Origin of the sequence: Mesorhizobium sp. KR9-304 (genome assembly GCF_040049215.1) — a bacterium.
GTDB lineage: Bacteria > Pseudomonadota > Alphaproteobacteria > Rhizobiales > Rhizobiaceae > Mesorhizobium_K.
This window is the reverse complement of sequence record NZ_JBDZDN010000003.1, coordinates 94550-115065: the sequence shown is the minus strand read 5'-3', so window position 1 is coordinate 115065 and position 20516 is coordinate 94550. Positions and strand designations below refer to the sequence as shown.

Genomic DNA, 20516 nt, shown 5'->3' with positions numbered 1-20516 from the left:
CAACTCCCGCGCGGCTTCTAGCCGAAAGCGGCGCGCGGCGCCATAGCCGGGCACCCTGTCGTTTGGCCGGATTGCCCCGAACGCCTCCGCCGGGGCCGGTACGTTCGTTTACGGGCCCTTCACCACCAAGGAGTAGCGTCCGGCTACCCGTTCGTCCCCGTATCGTGTAAGGACAGGGCATGATCCGTTCCCGGCGCACCATGCGCAAGAATCGTTTTGCGATCATCGCGGCTTCGCTGGTGCTGGCTCCCGCGGCGGCTGCGAACGAACTCAATGTCGCCAGCACGGCTGCCATAGCGCTGTCCGACAGGAGCGACGATCGCATACCCGATCGCAGCCTCGCCCACATCACCAAGCTGAAAATCGGGCTGGAGGCATTGTCGCGCGGAGAAGTTCCGGCTGCGCGGGGCATCCGCGACAGCTTTCCCGTCACCAGCCTCGAATACCGCATCCTCATGTGGGCGATCGCAATCCGTGGCGGTCGCGATGTGCCTGGCTCCGAGATTGCGGCGGCATCGGCCATGTTCAGGAATTGGCCAGGCCATATCAGCTTGCGCCGCAACAGCGAGCGAGCCTTCGTGCGCGAGAAGCCCGAGCCGCTGGCGGCCATCGCCGCATTCCGCGAAACCGCGCCCGAAACGCTCGAAGGCATCATCCTTGTCACGCGGTCGCATGCCACACTCGGACAAATCGAGGCAGCCCGCGCCGTCATTGCCCCGCTGTGGCGCACCGAGACGCTCGAACTGGCTGACGAGTTGCGCATCCTCAAGGAATTCGGCGCGATCATTCCGGCAGCCGACCATAGGGCACGGATGGAACGCATGCTCTACGCGGAGCGCATCACCGCGGCCGAGCGCGTCGCCGGCCTCGCCGGGGCCGAACCGCTCGCCAAGGCGTGGGCCGCCGTCATCCGCGGCGAAAAGAAGGCGACCGCCCTTTTGAAGGCGGTCCCCCCCGAAATGCGCTCCGCAGGCTATTTCTTCGCCGAAGCCAAGTATCTGCGCCGGAAGAAGAAATTCGCCGAGGCGGCCGAGGTCATGCTGAAGGCGCCGACGGACCGGGCAGCATTGGTCGATCCGGACGCCTGGTGGCTCGAGCGCCGCGTGCTGTCGCGCGAACTGGTCGAACAGGGCGACATGAAGACAGCTTACCGGATAGCCGCGGCGCATGCCGCCGAAAGCCCGGTCAACGCCGCCGACGCCGAGTTCCACGCCGGATGGTACGCGTTTCGCGGATTGCAGGACGCGAACGCCGGCGCCAAGCATTTTGCCCGAATCGCCGAGTTCGCGGAGAGCCCGATCTCGCTCGCCCGAGCCTATTACTGGCTCGGCCGGACGGCAGTGGCCGGAGCCCCTGGCGACGCCGAATCTTACTTCCGCAAGGCGGCAATACACGGCACGACCTTCTATGGGCAGCTCGCTGCGGAGCGCATCGGCAACAAAGGGCTCAATGTCGACTATCCGGAGCCGTCAGCCGCCGACCGGGGGATGTTCGAACGCCGCGAAGTGGTGCATGCCATCAGGCGGCTGCAGCAATGCGGCGAGTACCGTCTTGCCGACACGCTCTATCGAGGGCTTGCGGCCGACATCATAAACCCCCGCGAAATGGCGCTTCTGGTGGCCATGGCCGACAAACGCGGCAACCATACGCTGGCGCTCAGGCTTGGAAAGATCGCGGCGGCGCGGGGGATAGACGCCGGCGCACTGTCGCATCCGGTCGGCGCCATTCCCGCCTCCGCCGACATCTCCGGCGCCGGCAAGGCGCTGGCCTATGCCATCGCCCGCCAGGAAAGCGAGTTCAACGTCGCGGCCGTCTCGCACGCCGGCGCGCGGGGGCTCCTGCAACTCCTGCCAGGCACCGCGAAGGCGGTCGCCAAGAAGGCCGGCCTTGCCTATTCCCCGGATCGGCTGACATCCGATGCCGGCTACAATGCCACGCTCGGCGCGGCATTCCTGGGCGAACAACTCGGGCACTTCGACGGCTCCTATGTGCTCACCTTCGCCGGTTACAATGCGGGTCCGGGCCGCGCCCGCGAATGGATCCGGCGCTATGGCGATCCGCGCGGCAAGGACGTCGAAACGGTGGTGGACTGGATCGAGGGCATCCCGTTCGCGGAGACACGCAGCTATGTGCAGCGCGTGATGGAAAACTATCAGGTCTACAAGATGCGCCTGTCGGGAAGCTTCGACATCGAAGGCGATCTGGTGAAGGGACGCTAGCGGCGCCGCTCTTCCCGCCTGGCGGCGGATGGCGGCGCGTCCGCGGCTTTGCCGGACCGGCGACCGGTGCTATCTGCTGAAGTCTTGTTGGGCGTGATCTTTCCGAAAACCCGCCTGGTATTTCGGGATCATGCTCCAGACGCGCCGAATGGAAACCTCATGGCTGCCCAGCAGACTTTCTCGGATCTCTTTTATTCCGCCCCGGACGGGCTGAAGCTGCATGCCCGCATTTACGGCGAGGGAATCAGGGGTGCGTGGCCGGTCGTCTGCCTTCCCGGCCTCTCGCGCAACGCCCGCGACTTCCATGACCTTGCCATCCATTTGTCGCAGAGGCAGGAGCGGCCGCGCATGGTCGCCGTATTCGACTATCGCGGGCGCGGTCTGTCGGCCTACGACCGCAACTGGAAGAACTACAATGTCGTGGTCGAGGCGGACGACGTCGGCGCCGGCTTGATCGCGGCGGGCATCCAAAAGGGCCATTTCATCGGCACCTCGCGCGGCGGCCTGATCATCCACAGACTGGGCGCGGTGAGGCCAACCGCGCTGAAAAGCATCGTGCTCAACGATATCGGCCCGGTCGTCGAAGGCGAAGGGCTTGCGCAGATCCGCTCCTATCTCGAGCGCTCGCCCAAGCCCAGGGACATGGACGAAGCGGTCACGATCCAGCGCGCCGCGCATGGCGCGGCGTTTCCCGCGCTTTCCGAAGCCGACTGGCAGCGCTTCGCCGCGGCGATCTACCGCGAGCAAAAGGGACGCCCTGTCGCCGATTTCGATCCGGCCCTCTTGAAGATGGTCAAGGGATTCGACCTCGACAAGCCGATCCCGGCAATCTGGCACCTGTTCGAAGCGCTGCGCGGCTTTCCGATGCTGGTCGTCCGCGGCGCCAACTCCAAGCTGCTTTCAGCGGCGACGCTGGCCGAGATGGCTCACCGGCACCCGAACTGCAGGACGCTGACCGTCGAGGGCCAGGGCCATCCGCCGATGCTGGAGACAGGAGACCTACCGCAGACGATCGCGGGATTCTTCGACCAGGTGGAAACCAGCGACTGAGCTGCGTCAAAGCCCCAAAGCGGCAAATGCACGTCGTGCAAAAGTGCGCAGCGGTTTTGCGATAACATCATGCAAAAACAGGAACTTAAAGCGCGTCGCATGAATCCGTTCAACCACGCCGCGCTTTAGCCTTCACTTGGCTTGCTGTGCCCTTCCTTCCATCGGGAAGGACGGTTCGGCCACGATGCCCGCTGCTACCGGAAAAAGCCGACACAAAAAGAAAGGCCCGCGTTCCTGAGAACGCGGGCCTTCCTGGATCTAAATCGTCAGCTTATCAGCCGCCGAAGTTGACCTGGCCGCGGAGCTGGAAGCCCCAGGCGCTGTCGAAGTCGAAGTCGTCGTCGAAGTTGTCGAAGTACTGGATTTCAGGCGTGATCACGAAGTTGTTGACGAGCTCGTACTGAACGTTCGCAACAGCCGCGAAATCTTCCAGTTCGTCATAGGAGAGCTGGACGTTGATCGTCGCCTTTTCGTTGACCTTCCAGGTGCCACCGCCCCAGACTGCCCAGTCGCCACCCCAACCAGCGTAGTAGTTCGGGCTGTCGGCACCGCCGAAGAAGTCATCATCAACAGAAGCCCAACCCGCCATGATGAAGAGCGAAAGAGCATCGGTCGCATTGAAGTCGATGCGGCCCTTGACTGCCCACTCTTCCCAGTTGGCGTCGTAGCCGACAACGGCGGACACGCCACCCCAACCAGCCGTATAGCCGACGCCACCGACAACATGCGGGACATAGCTGTCGAGCGTGTAGAGGTTGATGAAGCTCGGGAAGCCGACGGGAGCGATCAGCGCGCCATCACCCTGTTCGAGAGCGACCGCGGCGGTGAAGCCGTTGCCACCCGTGAAGGTGTAAGCGATCTGGTTGGTGCCGAACGGACCGTAGGAGATGATGTCGTCAAAAATCACGCCGCCGGCATAGCCGGTGAAGGTCGAGAAGAGCGAGTCCGTCTTACCGACGCGGAAGCCACCGAGTTCCATGTAGGCGTGCTCGATGCCGACCGAGTCATCCATGGTTACGATGGCAATGGGGCCGCCGAGTACTTCACGCGACGCCGCATAGTTGAAGTTGATCGCGGCGTAGGTGCGCAGGGTGCCGAGCTCGGTTTCAGCACGGGAGTCAACGCGCAGCTGGAAGCGGGCGCGCTTCCAGTAGGTGTCGTTGGTGTCGAAGCCATCGCCGGTGAAGAGATCCTTCTTGTCGGTGATGTCCTGAATACCCGAGAGGTCGCCCACGCCGATATCATAACGGAAGTAGCCCGAGACCTTGAGGCAGGTTTCGGTGCCGGGGATGTAGTAGAAGCCGACGCCGTACGTGTCGCAGATGCGCACATATTCCATCGGTTCCGGCTCAGCGATGACGACAGCGTCGGCAGCGCGCGCACCGGAGACTGCGACGAGAGCCGCAGCGGAGCCGAGAAGCAGGCTCTTGATGTTCATTTTCTGACCTCCAGTCAAAAGTTAATAAACGGGTCTGGGTATTTTTGCTGAAGGACAGCGTTCCCTGCCCCATCCCCAATTGCCGAAAAAGAGGCGCACCGCGCTGCTTCTTCTTGGCTGACATTACCGATGACGCGCCGCCGTTCAACCATGATGTGGCCGTCTTTGCCGTCGCCCAGCCGCTATCCCGACGCGCTGTTGCACAAATGACACGATTTAGGCTGCCGCCGAAAGCATTGATTAACCATGCAAGCCCGGATGTTGGCTTGGCGTAGGCCCGGATGCAGGCGGGCGAGACGATTCGCCGGCCGCGTTTGGCCGGCTGGGGGCCCCGCAAGTGCGAATCGCGGCCCGGGCACTTTCGGCGAACAGTTTTTTCGGCGGCCCGAGGCATTCCCGCGGCATTGCTGTTGATTGTGCCGGGCCTTTTCTTTATCCACCGCGACGACGGAGAGGTGGCCGAGTGGTCGAAGGCGCTCCCCTGCTAAGGGAGTAGAGGTCAAAAGCTTCTCGAGGGTTCGAATCCCTTCCTCTCCGCCACCTTCGCCTTCAGCTTCCGATGGCAGGCCATCCTGATTCGCTCCGCGAGCTTCGCAGGTTGCCTCCGAAGCTTCAGCGAAGGAGGGTCACCGCCTGACGCGCGATTTCAGGAAGCGGTCGAAGGACACGGCCAGAATCAGGATCAGGCCGATGACGATCGACTGCGTGTAGGAGGAGACGTTGTTGAACTGCAGTCCGTTCTGCAGCACGCCGATGAGCGCGGCTCCCACCACGGTCCCGCCAACGCTGCCGATGCCGCCGAAGAGCGACGTGCCGCCGATGACGACTGCCGAGATCACCGTCAGTTCGTAGCCCATGCCGGCAACGGCTTCGGACGAATTGAGCCGCGCCGACAGCACGAAGGCGGCGAGGCCGGCGAAGAAGCCGACGATGACGTAGACCGAGATCAGGATGCGGTCGACGCGCAGGCCGGAGAGCCGCGCGGCTTCCGCGTTGCCGCCGACCGCATAGACCGCGCGGCCATAACGCGTGTAGCGCAGCACGACGTGGCAGAGGATGGCGGCAACCGCGAAAATGATCACCGGCACGGGAACAGGGCCTACCAGCCCGTTGCCGAACCAGCGCATCGAGGCATCGAAGCCGGAGATCGGCCCGCCGCTGGAAATGGTCAGCGTCAGGCCGCGGAAGATGGTGAGGCCGCCGAGCGTGACGACGAAGGGCGGGACGCGAAGCCGCGTGATGGCAAGCCCCTGAATGAAACCGGCCAGGGCGCCGACGATGACTGCGGCGAGAAGTGCCGCGAACCAGCCGTAGCCGGTGCCGCCGCCGGCCGACAGCGAGAGCGTGTTGGCGGCGCCGCCCTTGGCCACGACGGCGGCGACCATGCCGCAGAGCGCCAGCAGCGAGCCTACCGACAGGTCGATGCCGGCGGTCAGGATGACGAAGGTCATGCCGAGCGCGATCAGCCCGGTTATCGAAATCTGCCGCATGATGTTGAAGATGTTGATCGGGTCGATGAAGCTCGGCTTCATCACCGTGAAGATGACCACCAGCGTGGCGAGGAAGATGAGCGGCCCGAAGCTCATCAGCAGGCGGGCGAAGTTGATGCCGCCGCGCTCGCCCGGTTCCGCGGTGCTGCTCATTGCGCCCTCCCCTCTCGCCTGTCGAGCGCCATGAGTTCCATCAGCTTTTCCTCCGTCGCCTCGATGGCGGGCATCTCGCCGGTGATCCGTCCGCGCCGCATGGTGACGATCCTGTCGGAGACCGCAAGAACCTCGGGCAGTTCCGAAGAGATCATCATGATGGCGATGCCGCGCTCCGCAAGCTGGACCAGGATCTGGTGCACTTCCGCCTTGGCGCCGACGTCGACGCCGCGCGTAGGCTCGTCGACGATCAGCACCTTGGGGTCGCGCGCCAGCCAGCGGGCAAGCACCACTTTCTGCTGGTTGCCGCCCGACAGGCCCTCCATCGCCTGCTCGGGCGACGCCATGCGGATCGACAGCATCTTCTTGTATTCCGCGAGCGAATCGCGCTCACGCCGCTCGGCCATGAAACCGAAACCATTGCTGAAACGCCCGAGCGCGGCGACGGAGAAGTTAGTGAGAATGCCGAGCGCGGCGAAGATCGCCTGGTGCTTGCGATCCTCAGGCACCAAACCGATGCCAAGCGCGATGGCGTCGGCCGGAGAGGCCGGCGCAATCGGCTTGCCCTCCAGCGTGATCGTGCCGCCGGCGATGCGGTCGGCGCCGAAAATCGCGCGCGCCAGTTCGGTGCGGCCGGAGCCGACCAGGCCGGCGACGCCCAATACCTCGCCAGCCCTCAGATCGAGGTCGACGCCTTCGAGCACGATGGCGTGCGGCGCTTCCGCATCGCGCACGGTGCGCAGGCCGCGCACCGACAGCAGCACGTCGCCCGAGACCTCGCGCTCGTGGGGCCGGGCGTAGAGTTCGGAGGCGGCGCGGCCGACCATCTTCTCGATGATCCGGGGAATCGGGATCGGCGCGCCTTCGCGTTCGAGATGGCCGGCAAGCCTGCCGTCGCGCAGGACGGTCATGCGGTCGCAGATCGCCGACGCTTCCTCGAGCCGGTGCGTCACGAACATGATGGCGACGCCTTCCTGGCGCAGCTTGTCCATGATCGACAGCAGCCTCTGCACCTCGTTTTCGGTCAATGCCGAGGTTGGCTCGTCCATGATGATGAGCCGGCTTTCAAGCGAAAGCGCACGGGCGATCTCGACGAGCTGCTGCTCCGCCACCGACAGCGCCGAGACCGGCGTTCGCGGATCGAGGGTCAGGCCGACGCGACCGATGATGCGGCGCGAATCCTCAATCATGCGCCGCCAGTTCACCAGGCCGAGCCGCCCGACTGGCGCGCGCCCGATGAAGACGTTTTCCGCGACAGTCAGGGTCGGGATCAGGCTGAGTTCCTGGTAGATGGTCACGATGCCGAGGCGCTTGGCGTCCTGGGGATCGGCCGGCGAGAATTCGGAGTCATCGAAGACGATGCGGCCGCTGGAAGGCCGCTGGACGCCGGAGAGAATCTTGAGCAGCGTCGACTTGCCGGCGCCGTTCTCGCCGAGCAGTCCCAATATCTCGCCGCGCCGCACGTCGAGCGACACGTCGTTCAGCGCCGTCACCCCGGAAAAATGCTTGGTCACGCCTTCGACGGTGAGAATCACGTCGTCGGTCGTGGCGGCCTTGGCCTGCGCTTGAGGCAAAAGCTACTCCCTGCGTCGCTGGAACTCATCGGAATATACATGGCCGACCCGCGCTGCGCGGGTCGGCCATGGCGTTAGCCGGCAGGACTTGCCTACTTCGTCTCTCCGATACGTTCGGCCTTGTCGAGATTGTCCTTGCCGATCACGATCGGCGTCAGGAGAACGAGCTTCTCGGCCGGTTCGGTCTTGTCCTTGGCGTAGGCGACCGCGATGCGGACCGCGGTGCGCGACTGCTCTCCCGGGAACTGCTCGACGGTGCCGGCGAGCTTGCCGTCGCGCACCGCGACGATGGCTTCCGGAAGCGCGTCGAAGCCGTAGATCTTCACGTCGTTGAAGCCGCGCGCCGCGCATGCCTCGACGGCGCCGAGCGCCATGTCGTCATTGGCGCAGATGATCGCGTCCGGCTTGCCGTTGGCGGCAAGGCCCGCTTCGGTCACCGACAGCGCCTCGGCGCGGGCGAAGTTGGCGGTCTGCTCGAAGACGATCTGGTACTTGTCCTTGAGCGGATCGAGCACGTTGTGCACGCCCTTGTTGCGATCGATCGCCGGACCCGCGCCGGGCTGGCCCTGCAGGTGGAAGATCTTGGCGCCGTTCGGGAAGGCGTCGACCATGGCCTGCGCCTCGGCCTCGCCGCCCTTGACGTTGTCGGCGCCGACATGGGCAAGGATGCCCTCGACGCCATCGACGCGGCGGTCGATGGTGACGACCGGAACGCCTGCCTGCACGGCCTGCTCGATGGCGGGCGCCAGCGCGTTGACGTCGAGCGGCGAGATGACGATGGCGTTGACCTTCTGGACGATGGCGGCCTCGATGTCGGCCGTCTGCTTGGGCGCGGAATTCTGCCCGTCGCTTTCGGTGAGGTTGACGCCCTGCGCCTCAGCCTCGACCTTGATCTGGTTCAGCATATGCACGAAGAACGGGAAGCTGAGGCTGGGCACCGAGCCCAGAATGGTCAGTTTGTCCTGCGCGAATGCGGCAGGCGCTCCGAGCGCCAATGCGCCAACCGCTACCGACGATACCAAAAACTCACGTCTGTTCATGGAATTGCTCTCCTCCTGAGCTGTGCGTTTCGCAGCGGCATCGTTTTCCTCCCGGCGCCGGCGCGACGGAGACTAGCCAACGCCATATGGATGCGCAAGGAAGGTTTGGTAGCGCTACCCCGGCCGAAACAGCGCGATCGGCGGCACTCATGGCGACAGGTCAGTAATCGCGTACTTTATAGACGCATTTCTTCACGTTGCAGGACTTGTCGGCCGCCGGGACGCTGGCGAAGTTGATGATCTCCCCGGGCCTGCAAAAGCGGCGGTCGGAGACATACCGGCCGTACAGGGACGTCCCGCTTTTCGAGCGCCAGCGCAGGATCACCGAGCCGTTGTCGCGCACCGCCCCCTGTACAGCCGAGCAGCTCATGTTGGTGATGGTATAGACCGGGTCCGCCGACGCCGCGAAGGCGACGAACAGCAACGGAACCGCCAACAATAGCCTATTCATTTGCATCTCCTGCCACATCGGCTCCGCCTGCCGCGGAGCCAAAAGATACGACCACATTCAAGCAGAACGCGCCCGCGAAGTCGATTGGGGGCGATTTTCGCGGGCGCGTCGCCGGCCACGCCGAAGATGGCTGCGCAGGACCCGTCGGTTCGCCCTTCCTTCGCCGGCCAAACCTGCCTATAGCTCTGGCCGTTTCGGATCGGATCGTCCGGGCGGGCACCACATTGCTGCCGACGCGCAAGGAATTCGAGCCGCCGACGGTCGACATTGGGCATGACGGGTCAAGGAATGACAGACGCGGGCCGGCAGACTGACGCTTTCGAATTTCCGATCCTGGTCGGCGACATCGGCGGCACCAACGCGCGCTTCGCCGTGATCGAGCACGCGGGTGCCGCGACCGGCGAACCCCAGATCGTCCATACCGCCGACTTCGCCACCATAGACGATGCGATCCGCGGCGCCGTCCTGGAACGGCTTGGCGTGCAGCCGCACTCGGCGCTGCTTGCCATCGCCGGCCCGGTGATCGGCGATGAGATCCCCCTTACCAACTGTCCGTGGGTGGTCAGGCCGAAAGGCATGGCGGCGACCGTCGGCCTGATGGACATCATGGTGCTCAACGATTTCGAGGCGCAGGCGCTCGCCGTGGTGGCGCTCGGCGACCACCACTTGGAGAAGATCGGCGGCGGCGACGCGCTGGCCCATGCCAGCCGTGCCGTGCTCGGCCCGGGCACCGGGCTCGGCGTCGCGGGTCTCATCAAGTCGGACGGCCAGTGGATCCCGGTCGCAGGCGAAGGCGGCCACATGGATATCGGCCCGCGCACGGCGCGCGACTATCAAATCTGGCCGCATATCGAGCCTCTGGAAGGCCGCGTTTCGGGCGAGCAGATCCTCTCCGGCCGCGGGCTGGTGAACACTTACCGCGCCGTCGCGCTTGCCGACGGCAAGACTCCCGTCTTCACCTCGCCGGCCGAGATCACCAAGGCGGCACTCGACAAGTCCGACGCCGTCGCGGAAGAGGCGCTCGCGCTTTTCGTCACCTGCCTCGGCCGCACCGCCGGCGACGTGGCGCTCGTCTTCAAGGCGCAGGGCGGCGTCTATCTCGCCGGCGGCATCGCGCAGAAGATCGTGCCGGCGCTGAAATCAGGCAATTTCCGCGCCGCCTTCGACGACAAGGCGCCGCACAGCGAGTGGATGTCCGAGATTCCCGTCTATGTGATCACCGACCCGCTCGGTGCGCTGGCCGGGCTTGCAGGCTATGCGCGCGCGCCCCACACATTCGGCGTCGAGACTGCCGGCCGCCGCTGGCGCAACTGACGGCTGGAAGGAGCAGGACATGAGCGATATGGGCCTCGTCGTCGTCGGAGCCGCCGGCCGTATGGGCCAGGCGCTGATCCGCGCGATCCACTCTATTCCCGGCGCAAAGGTCGCCGCCGCCATCGAGCGCAAGGGCTCGCCGCAGATCGGCCAGGACGCCGGCCAGCTGGCGGGCGTTGGCACGCTCGGCGTTTCGATCAGCGACGACCCATTGCCGGCCTTCGCCAAGGCCGACGGCGTGCTCGATTTCACAATGCCGGCCGCAAGCGTCGAGTTCGCAGGCTATGCGGCGCAGGCGCGCATCGTGCATGTCATCGGCACCACCGGCTGCGGCGCCGAGGACGACGCGAAGATTGCCGCCGCCGCCCGCCACGCCACCATCGTCAAGTCGGGAAACATGAGTCTCGGGGTCAATCTGCTCGCCGTGCTGGTCGAGCAGGCGGCGAAGGCGCTGGGACCCGAGGATTTCGACATCGAGATCCTCGAGATGCACCACCGCCACAAGGTCGACGCGCCGTCGGGCACGGCGCTGCTGCTTGGCGAGGCCGCCGCGCGCGGCCGCGCCGTCGGGCTTGCCGAAAACAGCGTGCGGGTGCGCGACGGCCACACCGGCGCGCGCAAGCCCGGCACGGTCGGCTTCGCGACGCTGCGCGGCGGCTCTGTGGTCGGCGACCATTCCGTCATCCTCGCCGGCCCCGGCGAACGCATCACGCTGTCCCACCATGCGGAGGACCGCGCGATCTTCGCGCGCGGCGCGGTCAGGGCCGCGCTCTGGGCGCGCGGCAAGAAGGCCGGGCTCTATTCGATGCGCGACGTGCTCGGCCTCGGCGCATCATGATTTCGCACTGGATCGGCGTCGCGGCTGGCAAACACGTCGCGATCGGCGTCAAGGACGGCTTCGCCATGTTCGCGCACGGCAGGCATGAGGCCGCCAAACGCGTCCAGCCGGGCGACTGGGTGGCGTACTATTCGCCGCGCGAAGGCATGAACGAGGGCGCAGAACTGCGCACCTTCACCGCACTCGGCCAGGCGTTGCCGGGCGACGCCGCCGAGCGGCAGATGCTTCCCGGCATCACCGGCTGGTATCGGCGCATGCGGTGGCTGGACGCAAGGCCCGCGGACATCTATCCACTGCTCGACAAATTTTCCTTCGTCAAAGACCGGCAGCACTGGGGGATGTATTTCCGCAAGTCGCTGTTCAAGGTCGACGCTGGAGATTTCGCGCTTATTGCCGATGCGATGGGCGTTGGCACGGAATTCGGATCGCAACCATAGGAGCTTTCATGTCCGGCACACTCGTGCTCGTCCGCCACGGCCAGAGCGAATGGAACTTGAAGAACCTGTTCACCGGCTGGCGCGACGTCGACCTGACCGAGCTCGGCCGCGAGGAAGCCAGGACAGGCGCCGAAAAACTCAAGGCGCGCGGCATGAAGTTCGACATCGCCTTCACCTCGGCGCTGATCCGCGCCCAAAAGACCTGCCAGATCATTCTCGATACGCTCGGCCAGGGCGATCTCGAAACGATCCGCGACCAGGCGCTCAACGAGCGCGACTATGGCGATCTCTCCGGCCTCAACAAGGACGACGCCCGCGCCAAATGGGGCGAGGAACAGGTGCATATCTGGCGCCGTTCCTACGACATCCAGCCGCCCGGCGGCGAAAGCCTGAAGGATACCGGCGCCCGCGTGTGGCCCTACTATCTCCACGACATGCAGCCGCATGTGCTGCGCGGCGAGACGGTTCTGGTGGCCGCGCATGGCAACTCGCTGCGCGCGCTGATCATGGCGCTGGAAGGAAAGTCGGGCGAAGAGATCGTCAAGCTCGAACTCGCGACCGGCGTGCCGATCGTCTACAGGCTCAACGCGGACTCAACGGTGAAGTCGAAAGACATCCTCGCCTGACGCTGAAGCGCCACGGCTGAAACGCAGACAGGCAGACGGCGGCTGTTGCCGTCCGCCCGCCTGTCTCGTGCCGCCCCCGCCCCGGCGGCAATTCACGGGACGGCGGGCGAACTGATCGCCCGTCCGTCCCATGCTCCTTGGGTGTTGAAACCTCGATACGGGAGCGCCCTGCCCGTTCCCCTTGCGAGCCTGCTCTTCAGTGCCGACTGGCGTCCTTCCGGCGCGGCGCCTTCGACCAAGTCATGTCGGCGTAGGTCACGACGGCGGCGAAAAAAGCAAACGCCGCGATCACGGCACTCAACACGACGATTGTCTCGGTCGGCATCGGAACTCTCCTGTCGATTTTTGGCTACGATGCCGGAGCGCCGGCCGGGCAGCCTTGATCAGGATCAAATGCCGGGAAAAAGCGCGTTGACAGGTCTGGCCCGCCCGCTTACATGAGCGCCCACCAGCCCAGATGGCGGAATTGGTAGACGCGCACGGTTCAGGTCCGTGTTCCGCAAGGAGTGGAGGTTCGAGTCCTCTTCTGGGCACCAGTCGATCCCGACTACCAACGAGATCAATAAGTTAAGCCTTTTCAGGCTGTTGCGTTCGCCCCTATGTGCTACAAAGGTGCGCAACAATGCTCTATCGTCCAGCGCGGCCGACGCTTGGTAAAGCATTCGAAACCCCCCAATTCTTTTAGCGCGTTCCGGTTGGGCTCCGTGACCGGTTGATTGGCATGCGGCTGAACCTGTGCGTGGTGGTGACCAAACAGGCCGTGGAGCGCCGGTGTGATGCTGGCGCGGGCTGAGTAAGAACCGTCCATAGGCTGATCCTTTGGGGCGGACGTGGGGGCAGATCGAAGTTCAGTTCATGTACCGGTCCCCGCGCCCAGGCTCGCGAGCCGGACGCTTGCCTCGAACCCCGTTTGGCTGCCCGTCCGGGGCGACCTGAGCGTCAGCACGCCGCCCATGCGGTCCGCGATGGTCGAGACGATGGACAGGCCGATGCCGTTCCCGCGGCCCGCCGTGCCGCCGCGCTCGAAACGGTTCGCCAGCCTCGCCAGCGTCTCGGCGGGCACGACGGGGCCGTCGTTGGACACCGTCAGAAGGCCGTCGGGGGCAAGGGCGACCTCGACGGGGGAGGACTGGCTTCCGTGGCGGAGCGCGTTCTCGACCAGGTTGCGGCAGAGGATTCCGACCGCGTCGGGATCGGCAGCCGACATGACGGGCGTGTCGGGCAGGTTGAGCAAGATGCGCCCCGCCGGCTCGTTCCGGCTCATGTCCCTGATCACGACGTCCAGTATATTGCGCAGGTCGGACTCCCGGTCCAGGTTCAGCCGTCCCCCCTCCGCCCGCGCTAACTGCATGAGCCGCTCGGCACGCGCCGTCAGCCGTTTCAACGTGGCCTCGATGTCGGCTCCGCGCTGCGCGGTCTGAGGCTCGGCGGTTTCCCTCTGGATGCGCTGGGCCTGCGCGATCGCTCCGGCCAGCGGTGTCCTGAGTTCGTGGGAAGTGTTGGCGGCAAGGCCGCGCTCCGCTTCGAACGCTGCTCTGAGCCTCTCGAGCAGCGCGTTCATGCTGGCCGCCAGCGGGGCGACCTCGCTCGGCAGGTCGTCGGACGCGACTGGGGCCAGATCCTTTTCGCTCCGGGTTTCCAGCTGGTCCCGGAACGCCCGCAGCGAACGGGTGCTGTGTCTCACCGCGAAGGCGACAGCCGCGAACGCGGCGGGGATCACCAGCAGGACGGGCAGGCCGAGGCCCATCTGCATTTCGCGAATAACCGCGTCCTGATGTGCCAGCGACTTCGCCACCGTAATGCGGATCGTACCCTGCAGCGCCTCTTCACTGTAAAGGCGGTGCGTCGCGGTGCGGCCGAAGCCCGCTCCTCCGTATGGCGGGAACGTGGAGAGGTCGGCCGCGTGTGACCGGAGCAGGATTTTGCCCTTGTCGTCGCGGACGACGTAAGTGAAGAGCTCATCATGGCTGCGGATCGCTCCGAGTCGCTGGCTGACAGTGTCACCATCTTCCCGCCCGACGATGTCAATGACCGCAAGCGGAAGCAGGCGCTGCGCGGTTTCCTGCAGGGACGAATCGAAGACTTCTTCGATCTCGTGCCTCAGCAGGACGGCGGTAGCCCACGCCGCGCCGATCCAGAATACGAGCAGGACTGCTCCGAGCGACAGGAGGAGCCTGCCCTGGAGGCTTCGCGGCCCCTTCATGCCCGCGCAAGCCTGTAGCCGAGGCCGCGCTCGGTTTCGATGAGTTTGGTGCCCAGCTTCTTCCGAAGCCGGCTCACATGGACCTCGATCGTGTTGCTCCCGATCTCGACGTCGAAATCGTAGAGCTTCTCCTCCAGCTGCGACTTGGATAGCAGTTGGCCGGGACGCGCCAGAAAGGCCTCCAACAGTGCCCACTCGCGCCCCGTCAGCTGCACCGGCTTACCCTCGCGGAGCACGCTCCGCCGCGCGAGGTCGATGTCGAGAGCACCATGCCGGATGATGGGGTTGGGGTTGCCCGAATAGCGGCGTGCAACGGAGCCGATGCGGGCGGAAAGCTCGTCGAGGTCGAATGGCTTCACGAGATAGTCGTCCGCTCCGGCCTTCAGGCCCTCGATCCTGTCGGAGACCTGGTCGAGCGCGGTGAGGATGATGACGGGCGTGACGTCCCCGGAATTCCTCAGCGCCTTCAGAAAGACGATGCCCCTGCCGTCGGGCAGCATCAGGTCGAGCAAGATGAGGTCGTAGCCCGCGCCCGCCATCGCGTCGCGCGCCCCGTCCAGCCTGGTGACCCAGTCGACCGAGTGACTGTCCCCCGAGATCTGGTCGCGCACCGCGGCGCCCAGCACGGCGTCGTCCTCTATCAGCAGGATTCGCATGTTCACACGCCTTCCGCGGCCCTCTGCCTCTACTATCGGGCCTTCCTGACGGGTTGCTGAAGCGATTAGAGGGCTAACTTCAGGGTGCCGTAAGGTTGGCCCTGCAGGGTCACCGCATATCCAAGTGAACGGAGTCATGGCCCATGCGGCTCGTTCTGACAATTCTCGCATTCGTCGCGGCCTGCCCGGTCGGCAGCGCAATGGCCGATGACGAGTGCTTCGTGCCGATGGCCGACTGGAAGCCGAGGGAGGCCGTTGCCGCGCTGGCGGCGCAGCAAGGCTGGACGGTGCGACGGATCAAGATCGACGACGGCTGCTACGAGATCGACGGTACCGATGCACAGGGGCAGCAGATCGAGGCGACAGTGCATCCGGCGACCCTCGAGATACTGGAGATCGAACACAACGATGGCGACGGCCGCCAGCGTCGCGAGGGGGAAAGCCAGAATGACGACTGACGGCCATGCCTTCCGGGGGCCAGGCCGGGAGAAACGGCGCGGAGGGCGAGGCCGAAGGGCCCCTCAATGAGGTCCACGAGACGCCGGCGAACGCCATGTTGCTGCTTTTCGCCTTGCACCTCGGCGGCGTGGCGCTCGCGTCGTTCCGCCACCGGGAGAACCTCGCGCGCGCCATGGTCACAGGTCGGAAGCGACCTGCTGGCGCCGGCGATATTGTCCGATCCCACGTCCTGACAAGCGCGCGCTTTCCGAGGCCTCGCCATTGCGGCGGGGCCTTTCGATTCCTGACGGCAAGCTGAAGCAGAAACTGCGTTTCCGTCAGGAAGGGATCAGGCGGGCCCCGCAGAACGGAGCCAGCAGAAAGGAGACCCTGCCATGAAGAAGACATTCACCATCCTGTTCGCATCGACCGCGCTTGCCGTGGGCGTTGGCATTCCGGCGTGGAGCGCCATGCATGAGCTGCAAGCATTCCCCGAGGCCGTCGCGGACGCTTCCGATGAGGTCGCGACCCTGCGGTTCGCCAGCGATGACGGCCGCCTTGACCTGGACCATCCAAACCGCCTCGGCCGTGGCGACGAGGACGACGATCATGACGAAGGCGATGACGACGAGGACGACGATCATGGCGACGACGACGACGATGACGGCGGCTACCGGGGCGGCGCCGCGGCCGGCCCCGCTCCGGCGGGCACCCCTCCGAACAATGGCATGTTCGGCAGCGGCGCAGCGCCGAAAGTCAAGGTGAACTGAGCCACTTGCCGCCTTTCTCGCGAATCCTGGAGACCTCGTCATGAGAACGATACTCGCCGCCCTGGCGCTCACCACCGCACTCACCCTTCCCGGCATCGCGATGGCGCGGCCGGTGACGCTGACGACGACCCTGAAGAACTACGGCGGCGACGGCGCCTATCTCGCCATCTATGTCACCGATCCAAAGGGCGCCTATGCGGGCACCCTCTGGATGGCGGGAGGCAAGTCCAAATACTACGAGCATCTCAGCGACTGGTACCGCGCCACACGCGGCAACATTGCCGAGATCAACGGCATAACGGGGGCCAGCGTGGGGGCGGGGCGCACGCTGGAGATCACGCTCGACCTCGCCGACGCGCTTTTCGACGCAGGCTATACGCTCCACCTCGACGCCGCGGTCGAGGACATGCGCGATAGCCCCAACGAAGTCGCCGTGCCGCTGACGTCCAAGGGCGCCGGCCAGACCGTACAGGGCCGCCGCTACGTCGCCACATTCGGCTACGGCATGTGAGGGCGGAAGCCATGATCCGAGCTCTTCACCGCTGGCCCGGTCTCGTGGCTCTGGCGCTGGTCACCCTGCTCGCGCTCAGCGGGGCTGCTCTTTCGGTCTTCCCTGCGGCGGAGCGGCTGGCAGCGCCGCGGGCCGATGACACGATGAGCGTTGCCGATCTCGCGGCCCGCATCCAGATCGCCTATCCGGGGCTGGAGCAAATCAAGCGCGCTCCCTCCGGACGCATCACCGCATACTGGTTCGACAGCGGCACGCCGGGTTCGGCGGTGGTCGATCCTGCAACGGGGGCGGGTGTCGCCTCCGCCGACCCGAACCCAGCCGAGCGCTGGTTGACCAACCTGCACCGCTCGCTGTTCATGGATAACGCCGGCCGCATCGTCTCCGGCGCCGGGGCGCTGGCCATGCTCCTGCTTTCCGTCTCGGGGACGATGCTCGTGGCCCGGCGCGCCGGAGGCTGGAGGCGATGGTTCGCCCCGTTGCGGGGACCGATGCCGGGGCGCATCCATGTCGAGCTCGCGCGCGGAGCCGTATTCGGCCTCCTGCTGTCCTCGGCGACCGCGATCTGGATGACGGCGTCGACCTTCGGGTTCCTTCCGGACCAGGCCGTTGTCCCGGACTTACCGTCGACGGTGAGCGGTGGGACCGGCATGCCGCTGGCCTCTATGCCGCTGCTGGCGGCAACGCCGGTCGAGGCTCTGCGCGAACTGAGCTTTCCCTATCCCGGCGACGCGACCGACGTCTTCACGCTCAAGACCGATCTCGGCACGGGCTACCTTGACCAGGGCACCGGAGCGACGCTGGCCTGGTCCGACCTCAGCGGCTGGGAGCGCGCGTCCGAAACGATCTACATGCTGCACACCGGACAGGGTGCCGCGCTCCTCGGCCTGGTGCTTGGACTGATGGCGCTCGCGGTTCCGCTGATGGGTGTCACCGGCGCCGTCATGTGGCTGAAGGGTCGTCGCGGACGGCCGCGCATCCGCGGCAACGTCCCGCCGTCGCGCGCCGAGACTGTCATACTCGTCGGAAGCGAGGGCGGCAGCACCTGGGGCTTCGCCGCGACGCTGCACAATGCCCTCACTCGGGCCGGGCATCAGGTGCACGTCGCGCCGATGTCGACGTTCGAACCGGCGCGGACCCCCGCCGCCCGCCGCTACCTGGTCCTCGCCGCGACCTATGGCGAAGGCGATGCTCCTGCCTCCGCGAAGGGGTTCGTTGAACGCCTTGCCGGCTTGTCCATCGTTCCGGCTGCGCCACTGGCAGTGCTGGGCTTCGGCGACCGCAGCTTCCCGGCCTTCTGCGCCTATGCCGAATCCGTCGAGGCGGCGGCAAAGGCGAAGGGATGGCCGACGCTCCTGCCTCTCGACACGGTGGACCGCCAGTCGCCACAGGAGTTCGCGCGGTGGGGGCGCGCGTTGGGCGAGGCGCTGGCCATTGAACTGGAACTGGGCCATCAGCCCGTCCGCCCCGAGTCGGTTCCGCTGACGCTCGTCGCACGACGCGACTACGGCCAGGAGGTCCAGGCCCCGACGGCGATCCTGCGTTTCGCCGTCCCGCGCCTGTCCCTCTGGCAGCGTCTCTACGGGAAAGGATTCGCGAATTTCGAGGCGGGAGATCTGCTCGGGATCGTGCCGGAGGGCTCGACCATTCCGCGCTTCTATTCGCTTGCATCGGGTATCGGCGACGGCTTCATCGAGATCGTGGTGCGCAAGCATGTCGGCGGCCTGTGTTCGGGGGCGTTGATGGCACTCGAACCAGGCGACGCGGTCGCCGGCTTCCTCCGCCGCAACCCTGGCTTCCACGCCGGCAAGGACCGCTTTCCGTTGATCCTGGTCGGGGCTGGCACGGGACTGGGGCCGCTGGCGGGCTTCATCAGGGCGAATGGCGGGCGCAGGCCAATCCACCTGTTCTTCGGCATGCGTCATCCGGAGAGCGACTTCCTCTACCGTGAGGAGCTCGAATCCTGGGTGGCCGAAGGCAGGCTTGCTTGCCTCACGACCGGTCACTCGCGCGGGGCGCGGCCGCGTTACGTGCAGGACGCGCTCGCTACCGAGAGGATGCAGGTCATCGGAGCGATCCGCAACGGTGCGCGCGTGATGGTTTGTGGTGGCAGGGAGATGGCGGCAGGGGTCGCCGAGGCGATGGCACGGATGCTGGAGCCGCTAGGCATGTCGCCCGCGATGCTCAAGGCGGAGGGACGCTATGTCGAAGATGTCTACTGAGCTCGTTCGCCACACGCTCAACGGGACGACCATGGGCACACGCTGGTCGGCCCTGTTCTTCGCGCCGCCAGCGTTCGATGCCGAAGCCACCCGCAAAGCTCTTCAGGCTGCCGTCGACGAGGTCGACGCGCAGATGTCCGCATGGAGATCCGACAGCGACCTGATGCGCCTCAACCGTGCACCCGTGGGAGAACCGGTGTCCGTCCCGGCTATGCTGATGGAGGTCCTGGGGCTGGCGCTGGCGGTCGGCAAGGCATCCGACGGCGCGTTCGACATCGGCGTGGGCGATGCCGTCTCGGCCTGGGGCTTCGGCCCGACCGCAGCTGCCCCCGACCTGATCCGCACGGCCATGACGGCGCGCCGCTTTCCCGCGCATGAGGCGCTTGAGCTGTGCGACGGGGCGGTACGCAAGCGTGTGCCCATTGCGCTCGACCTCAACGGCATCGCCAAGGGCTTCGGCGTCGACCGGCTGGCAGAGACGCTCGCACGACTGGGCGTCCGCAACGCACTGGTAGGCATCGATGGGGAGATGCTGGCAACGGGACTGAGGCCCGACGGCCAGACCTGGACGGTCGCCGTGGAACTGCCCGATCCGGACCGGCGCGCGCCGCATTCGGTCTTGTCCCTGCAGGACTGCGCGGTTGCGACCTCAGGCGATTACCGCCACTGGGTCGAGGTGCAGGGACGGCGGCTCTCGCACACCATGGACCCGCGCAGGGGCACCCCGCTGCTTAATGCCCCCGCCTCGGTCACCGTGCTTGCCGCGTCCTGTGCCGCCGCCGACGCCTGGGCGACCGCCCTGATGGTGCTCGGCCCCGGCAAGGGCGGGGAACTGGCGCGGAAGGTCGGGATCGACGCGCTATTCCTGCATCGAGGCGAAGGAGATAGGATCACCGCGTGCCGCGTCGGGCGGGTATTCGGCGACGAACAGCTGGTAACTGGAAGCGCAGGGGGCTGAGCCCATGGAGCATTTGACAGCGGACCGGGAGACGGCCGCGCTGTTGCGGTCTGCCCTGGGCGGGCTCTCGGATGCGCCAGACCTGGCCTCGGCTGCTGTCACCGGACACCAGCCGACGCTATTGCAAGGGA

General features: G+C 65.9%; 19 protein-coding genes and 2 tRNA genes. 13 read left to right on the top strand and 8 right to left on the bottom strand.

The genetic code is table 11. The annotated features are described in order from the left end of the window. Positions 1-179: 179 nt before the first annotated feature. Both ABLE71_RS16740 and ABLE71_RS16735 read left to right on the top strand, forming a co-directional pair. Entirely contained in the window at positions 180-2219 is a 2040-nt protein-coding gene (locus tag ABLE71_RS16740; protein ID WP_348784609.1) for a lytic transglycosylase domain-containing protein, read from the top strand. Between the two features lie 159 nt (positions 2220-2378). Continuing rightward, on the top strand, positions 2379-3269 hold the full coding sequence (locus ABLE71_RS16735; protein ID WP_348784608.1) for an alpha/beta hydrolase: 891 nt from the start codon (positions 2379-2381) through the stop codon (positions 3267-3269). A 274-nt stretch (positions 3270-3543) separates the two neighbouring features. On the opposite strand, the gene ABLE71_RS16730 is transcribed toward ABLE71_RS16735, so the two are convergent. Further along, the gene (locus ABLE71_RS16730; protein ID WP_348784607.1) at positions 3544-4707 is read right to left on the bottom strand and encodes a porin; all 1164 of its coding nucleotides are present in this window, start codon (positions 4705-4707) and stop codon (positions 3544-3546) included. Between the two features lie 449 nt (positions 4708-5156). Here ABLE71_RS16730 and ABLE71_RS16725 point away from each other — a divergent pair. Beyond that, a tRNA-Ser gene (locus ABLE71_RS16725) sits at positions 5157-5247 on the top strand. 86 nt (positions 5248-5333) lie between these two features. On the opposite strand, the gene ABLE71_RS16720 is transcribed toward ABLE71_RS16725, so the two are convergent. The 4 genes from ABLE71_RS16720 to ABLE71_RS16705 all read right to left on the bottom strand — a co-directional run bounded on the left by ABLE71_RS16720 (position 5334) and on the right by ABLE71_RS16705 (position 9433). Further along, complete coding sequence (locus ABLE71_RS16720) at positions 5334-6350, bottom strand: ABC transporter permease (protein WP_348784606.1); 1017 nt, start codon at positions 6348-6350, stop codon at positions 5334-5336. Then, on the bottom strand, positions 6347-7924 hold the full coding sequence (locus tag ABLE71_RS16715; RefSeq protein ID WP_348784605.1) for a sugar ABC transporter ATP-binding protein: 1578 nt from the start codon (positions 7922-7924) through the stop codon (positions 6347-6349). Before ABLE71_RS16715 ends, ABLE71_RS16720 begins: the two co-directional genes overlap by 4 nt. Positions 7925-8016: 92 nt before the next feature. Continuing rightward, positions 8017-8964, bottom strand: coding sequence for a substrate-binding domain-containing protein (locus ABLE71_RS16710; RefSeq protein ID WP_348784604.1), 948 nt, complete (start codon positions 8962-8964; stop codon positions 8017-8019). 160 nt (positions 8965-9124) lie between these two features. Continuing rightward, positions 9125-9433, bottom strand: coding sequence for a hypothetical protein (locus ABLE71_RS16705; protein WP_348784603.1), 309 nt, complete (start codon positions 9431-9433; stop codon positions 9125-9127). 270 nt (positions 9434-9703) lie between these two features. Between ABLE71_RS16705 and ABLE71_RS16700 the strand changes: the two genes are divergently transcribed. The 4 genes from ABLE71_RS16700 to ABLE71_RS16685 are packed head-to-tail and all read left to right on the top strand — an operon-like array spanning position 9704 to position 12630. Next, positions 9704-10729 carry a glucokinase gene (locus tag ABLE71_RS16700; RefSeq protein WP_348784602.1) on the top strand — a complete coding sequence of 342 codons (1026 nt, stop codon included), beginning with the start codon at positions 9704-9706 and terminating at the stop codon, positions 10727-10729. Positions 10730-10748: 19 nt separating this feature from the next. Next, on the top strand, positions 10749-11567 hold the full coding sequence (gene dapB / locus ABLE71_RS16695; RefSeq protein WP_348784601.1) for a 4-hydroxy-tetrahydrodipicolinate reductase: 819 nt from the start codon (positions 10749-10751) through the stop codon (positions 11565-11567). Beyond that, complete coding sequence (locus ABLE71_RS16690; RefSeq protein WP_348784600.1) at positions 11564-12004, top strand: EVE domain-containing protein; 441 nt, start codon at positions 11564-11566, stop codon at positions 12002-12004. Before dapB ends, ABLE71_RS16690 begins: the two co-directional genes overlap by 4 nt. Before the next feature lie 8 nt (positions 12005-12012). Further along, positions 12013-12630: a 2,3-bisphosphoglycerate-dependent phosphoglycerate mutase gene (locus ABLE71_RS16685; RefSeq protein ID WP_348784599.1), complete on the top strand. Its 618-nt coding sequence runs from the start codon at positions 12013-12015 to the stop codon at positions 12628-12630. A gap of 196 nt (positions 12631-12826) precedes the next feature. On the opposite strand, the gene ABLE71_RS16680 is transcribed toward ABLE71_RS16685, so the two are convergent. Next, positions 12827-12955, bottom strand: coding sequence for a hypothetical protein (locus ABLE71_RS16680; protein ID WP_348784598.1), 129 nt, complete (start codon positions 12953-12955; stop codon positions 12827-12829). 126 nt (positions 12956-13081) lie between these two features. Between ABLE71_RS16680 and ABLE71_RS16675 the strand changes: the two genes are divergently transcribed. Beyond that, positions 13082-13166: transfer RNA gene (locus ABLE71_RS16675), tRNA-Leu, on the top strand. Between the two features lie 317 nt (positions 13167-13483). Here the strand turns inward: ABLE71_RS16675 and ABLE71_RS16670 are convergent. Together ABLE71_RS16670 and ABLE71_RS16665 are read right to left on the bottom strand one after the other, a co-directional pair. Then, a complete protein-coding gene (locus tag ABLE71_RS16670; protein ID WP_348784597.1) occupies positions 13484-14833 on the bottom strand; it encodes an ATP-binding protein in 1350 nt (449 codons plus the stop codon). After that, a complete protein-coding gene (locus ABLE71_RS16665) occupies positions 14830-15489 on the bottom strand; it encodes a response regulator transcription factor (protein WP_348785136.1) in 660 nt (219 codons plus the stop codon). The genes ABLE71_RS16670 and ABLE71_RS16665 overlap by 4 nt, the downstream gene beginning before the upstream one ends. A 143-nt stretch (positions 15490-15632) precedes the next feature. Between ABLE71_RS16665 and ABLE71_RS16660 the strand changes: the two genes are divergently transcribed. The 5 genes from ABLE71_RS16660 to ABLE71_RS16640 all read left to right on the top strand — a co-directional run bounded on the left by ABLE71_RS16660 (position 15633) and on the right by ABLE71_RS16640 (position 20385). Continuing rightward, positions 15633-15947, top strand: coding sequence for a PepSY domain-containing protein (locus ABLE71_RS16660; protein WP_348784596.1), 315 nt, complete (start codon positions 15633-15635; stop codon positions 15945-15947). Between the two features lie 375 nt (positions 15948-16322). Beyond that, the gene (locus ABLE71_RS16655) at positions 16323-16697 is read left to right on the top strand and encodes a hypothetical protein (protein ID WP_348784595.1); all 375 of its coding nucleotides are present in this window, start codon (positions 16323-16325) and stop codon (positions 16695-16697) included. Positions 16698-16737: 40 nt separating this feature from the next. After that, positions 16738-17208, top strand: coding sequence for a DUF2271 domain-containing protein (locus tag ABLE71_RS16650; RefSeq protein ID WP_348784594.1), 471 nt, complete (start codon positions 16738-16740; stop codon positions 17206-17208). An 11-nt stretch (positions 17209-17219) separates the two neighbouring features. Next, a complete protein-coding gene (locus tag ABLE71_RS16645) occupies positions 17220-19427 on the top strand; it encodes a PepSY domain-containing protein (protein WP_348784593.1) in 2208 nt (735 codons plus the stop codon). Next, entirely contained in the window at positions 19408-20385 is a 978-nt protein-coding gene (locus ABLE71_RS16640; RefSeq protein ID WP_348784592.1) for an FAD:protein FMN transferase, read from the top strand. The genes ABLE71_RS16645 and ABLE71_RS16640 overlap by 20 nt, the downstream gene beginning before the upstream one ends. Positions 20386-20516: the final 131 nt, after the last annotated feature.

Excerpts from the sequence above, each read along its gene's own strand:
- ABLE71_RS16740 (WP_348784609.1), top strand. The coding sequence starts at position 180 with ATGATCCGTTCCCGGCGCACCATGCGCAAGAATCGTTTTGCGATCATC.
- ABLE71_RS16735 (WP_348784608.1), top strand. The coding sequence starts at position 2,379 with ATGGCTGCCCAGCAGACTTTCTCGGATCTCTTTTATTCCGCCCCGGAC.
- ABLE71_RS16730 (WP_348784607.1), bottom strand. The coding sequence starts at position 4,707 with ATGAACATCAAGAGCCTGCTTCTCGGCTCCGCTGCGGCTCTCGTCGCA.
- ABLE71_RS16720 (WP_348784606.1), bottom strand. The coding sequence starts at position 6,350 with ATGAGCAGCACCGCGGAACCGGGCGAGCGCGGCGGCATCAACTTCGCC.
- ABLE71_RS16710 (WP_348784604.1), bottom strand. The coding sequence starts at position 8,964 with ATGAACAGACGTGAGTTTTTGGTATCGTCGGTAGCGGTTGGCGCATTG.
- ABLE71_RS16705 (WP_348784603.1), bottom strand. The coding sequence starts at position 9,433 with ATGTGGCAGGAGATGCAAATGAATAGGCTATTGTTGGCGGTTCCGTTG.
- ABLE71_RS16700 (WP_348784602.1), top strand. The coding sequence starts at position 9,704 with ATGACAGACGCGGGCCGGCAGACTGACGCTTTCGAATTTCCGATCCTG.
- dapB (WP_348784601.1), top strand. The coding sequence starts at position 10,749 with ATGAGCGATATGGGCCTCGTCGTCGTCGGAGCCGCCGGCCGTATGGGC.
- ABLE71_RS16690 (WP_348784600.1), top strand. The coding sequence starts at position 11,564 with ATGATTTCGCACTGGATCGGCGTCGCGGCTGGCAAACACGTCGCGATC.
- ABLE71_RS16685 (WP_348784599.1), top strand. The coding sequence starts at position 12,013 with ATGTCCGGCACACTCGTGCTCGTCCGCCACGGCCAGAGCGAATGGAAC.
- ABLE71_RS16680 (WP_348784598.1), bottom strand. The coding sequence starts at position 12,955 with ATGCCGACCGAGACAATCGTCGTGTTGAGTGCCGTGATCGCGGCGTTT.
- ABLE71_RS16670 (WP_348784597.1), bottom strand. The coding sequence starts at position 14,833 with ATGAAGGGGCCGCGAAGCCTCCAGGGCAGGCTCCTCCTGTCGCTCGGA.
- ABLE71_RS16665 (WP_348785136.1), bottom strand. The coding sequence starts at position 15,489 with ATGCGAATCCTGCTGATAGAGGACGACGCCGTGCTGGGCGCCGCGGTG.
- ABLE71_RS16660 (WP_348784596.1), top strand. The coding sequence starts at position 15,633 with ATGCGGCTCGTTCTGACAATTCTCGCATTCGTCGCGGCCTGCCCGGTC.
- ABLE71_RS16655 (WP_348784595.1), top strand. The coding sequence starts at position 16,323 with ATGAAGAAGACATTCACCATCCTGTTCGCATCGACCGCGCTTGCCGTG.
- ABLE71_RS16650 (WP_348784594.1), top strand. The coding sequence starts at position 16,738 with ATGAGAACGATACTCGCCGCCCTGGCGCTCACCACCGCACTCACCCTT.
- ABLE71_RS16645 (WP_348784593.1), top strand. The coding sequence starts at position 17,220 with ATGATCCGAGCTCTTCACCGCTGGCCCGGTCTCGTGGCTCTGGCGCTG.
- ABLE71_RS16640 (WP_348784592.1), top strand. The coding sequence starts at position 19,408 with ATGTCGAAGATGTCTACTGAGCTCGTTCGCCACACGCTCAACGGGACG.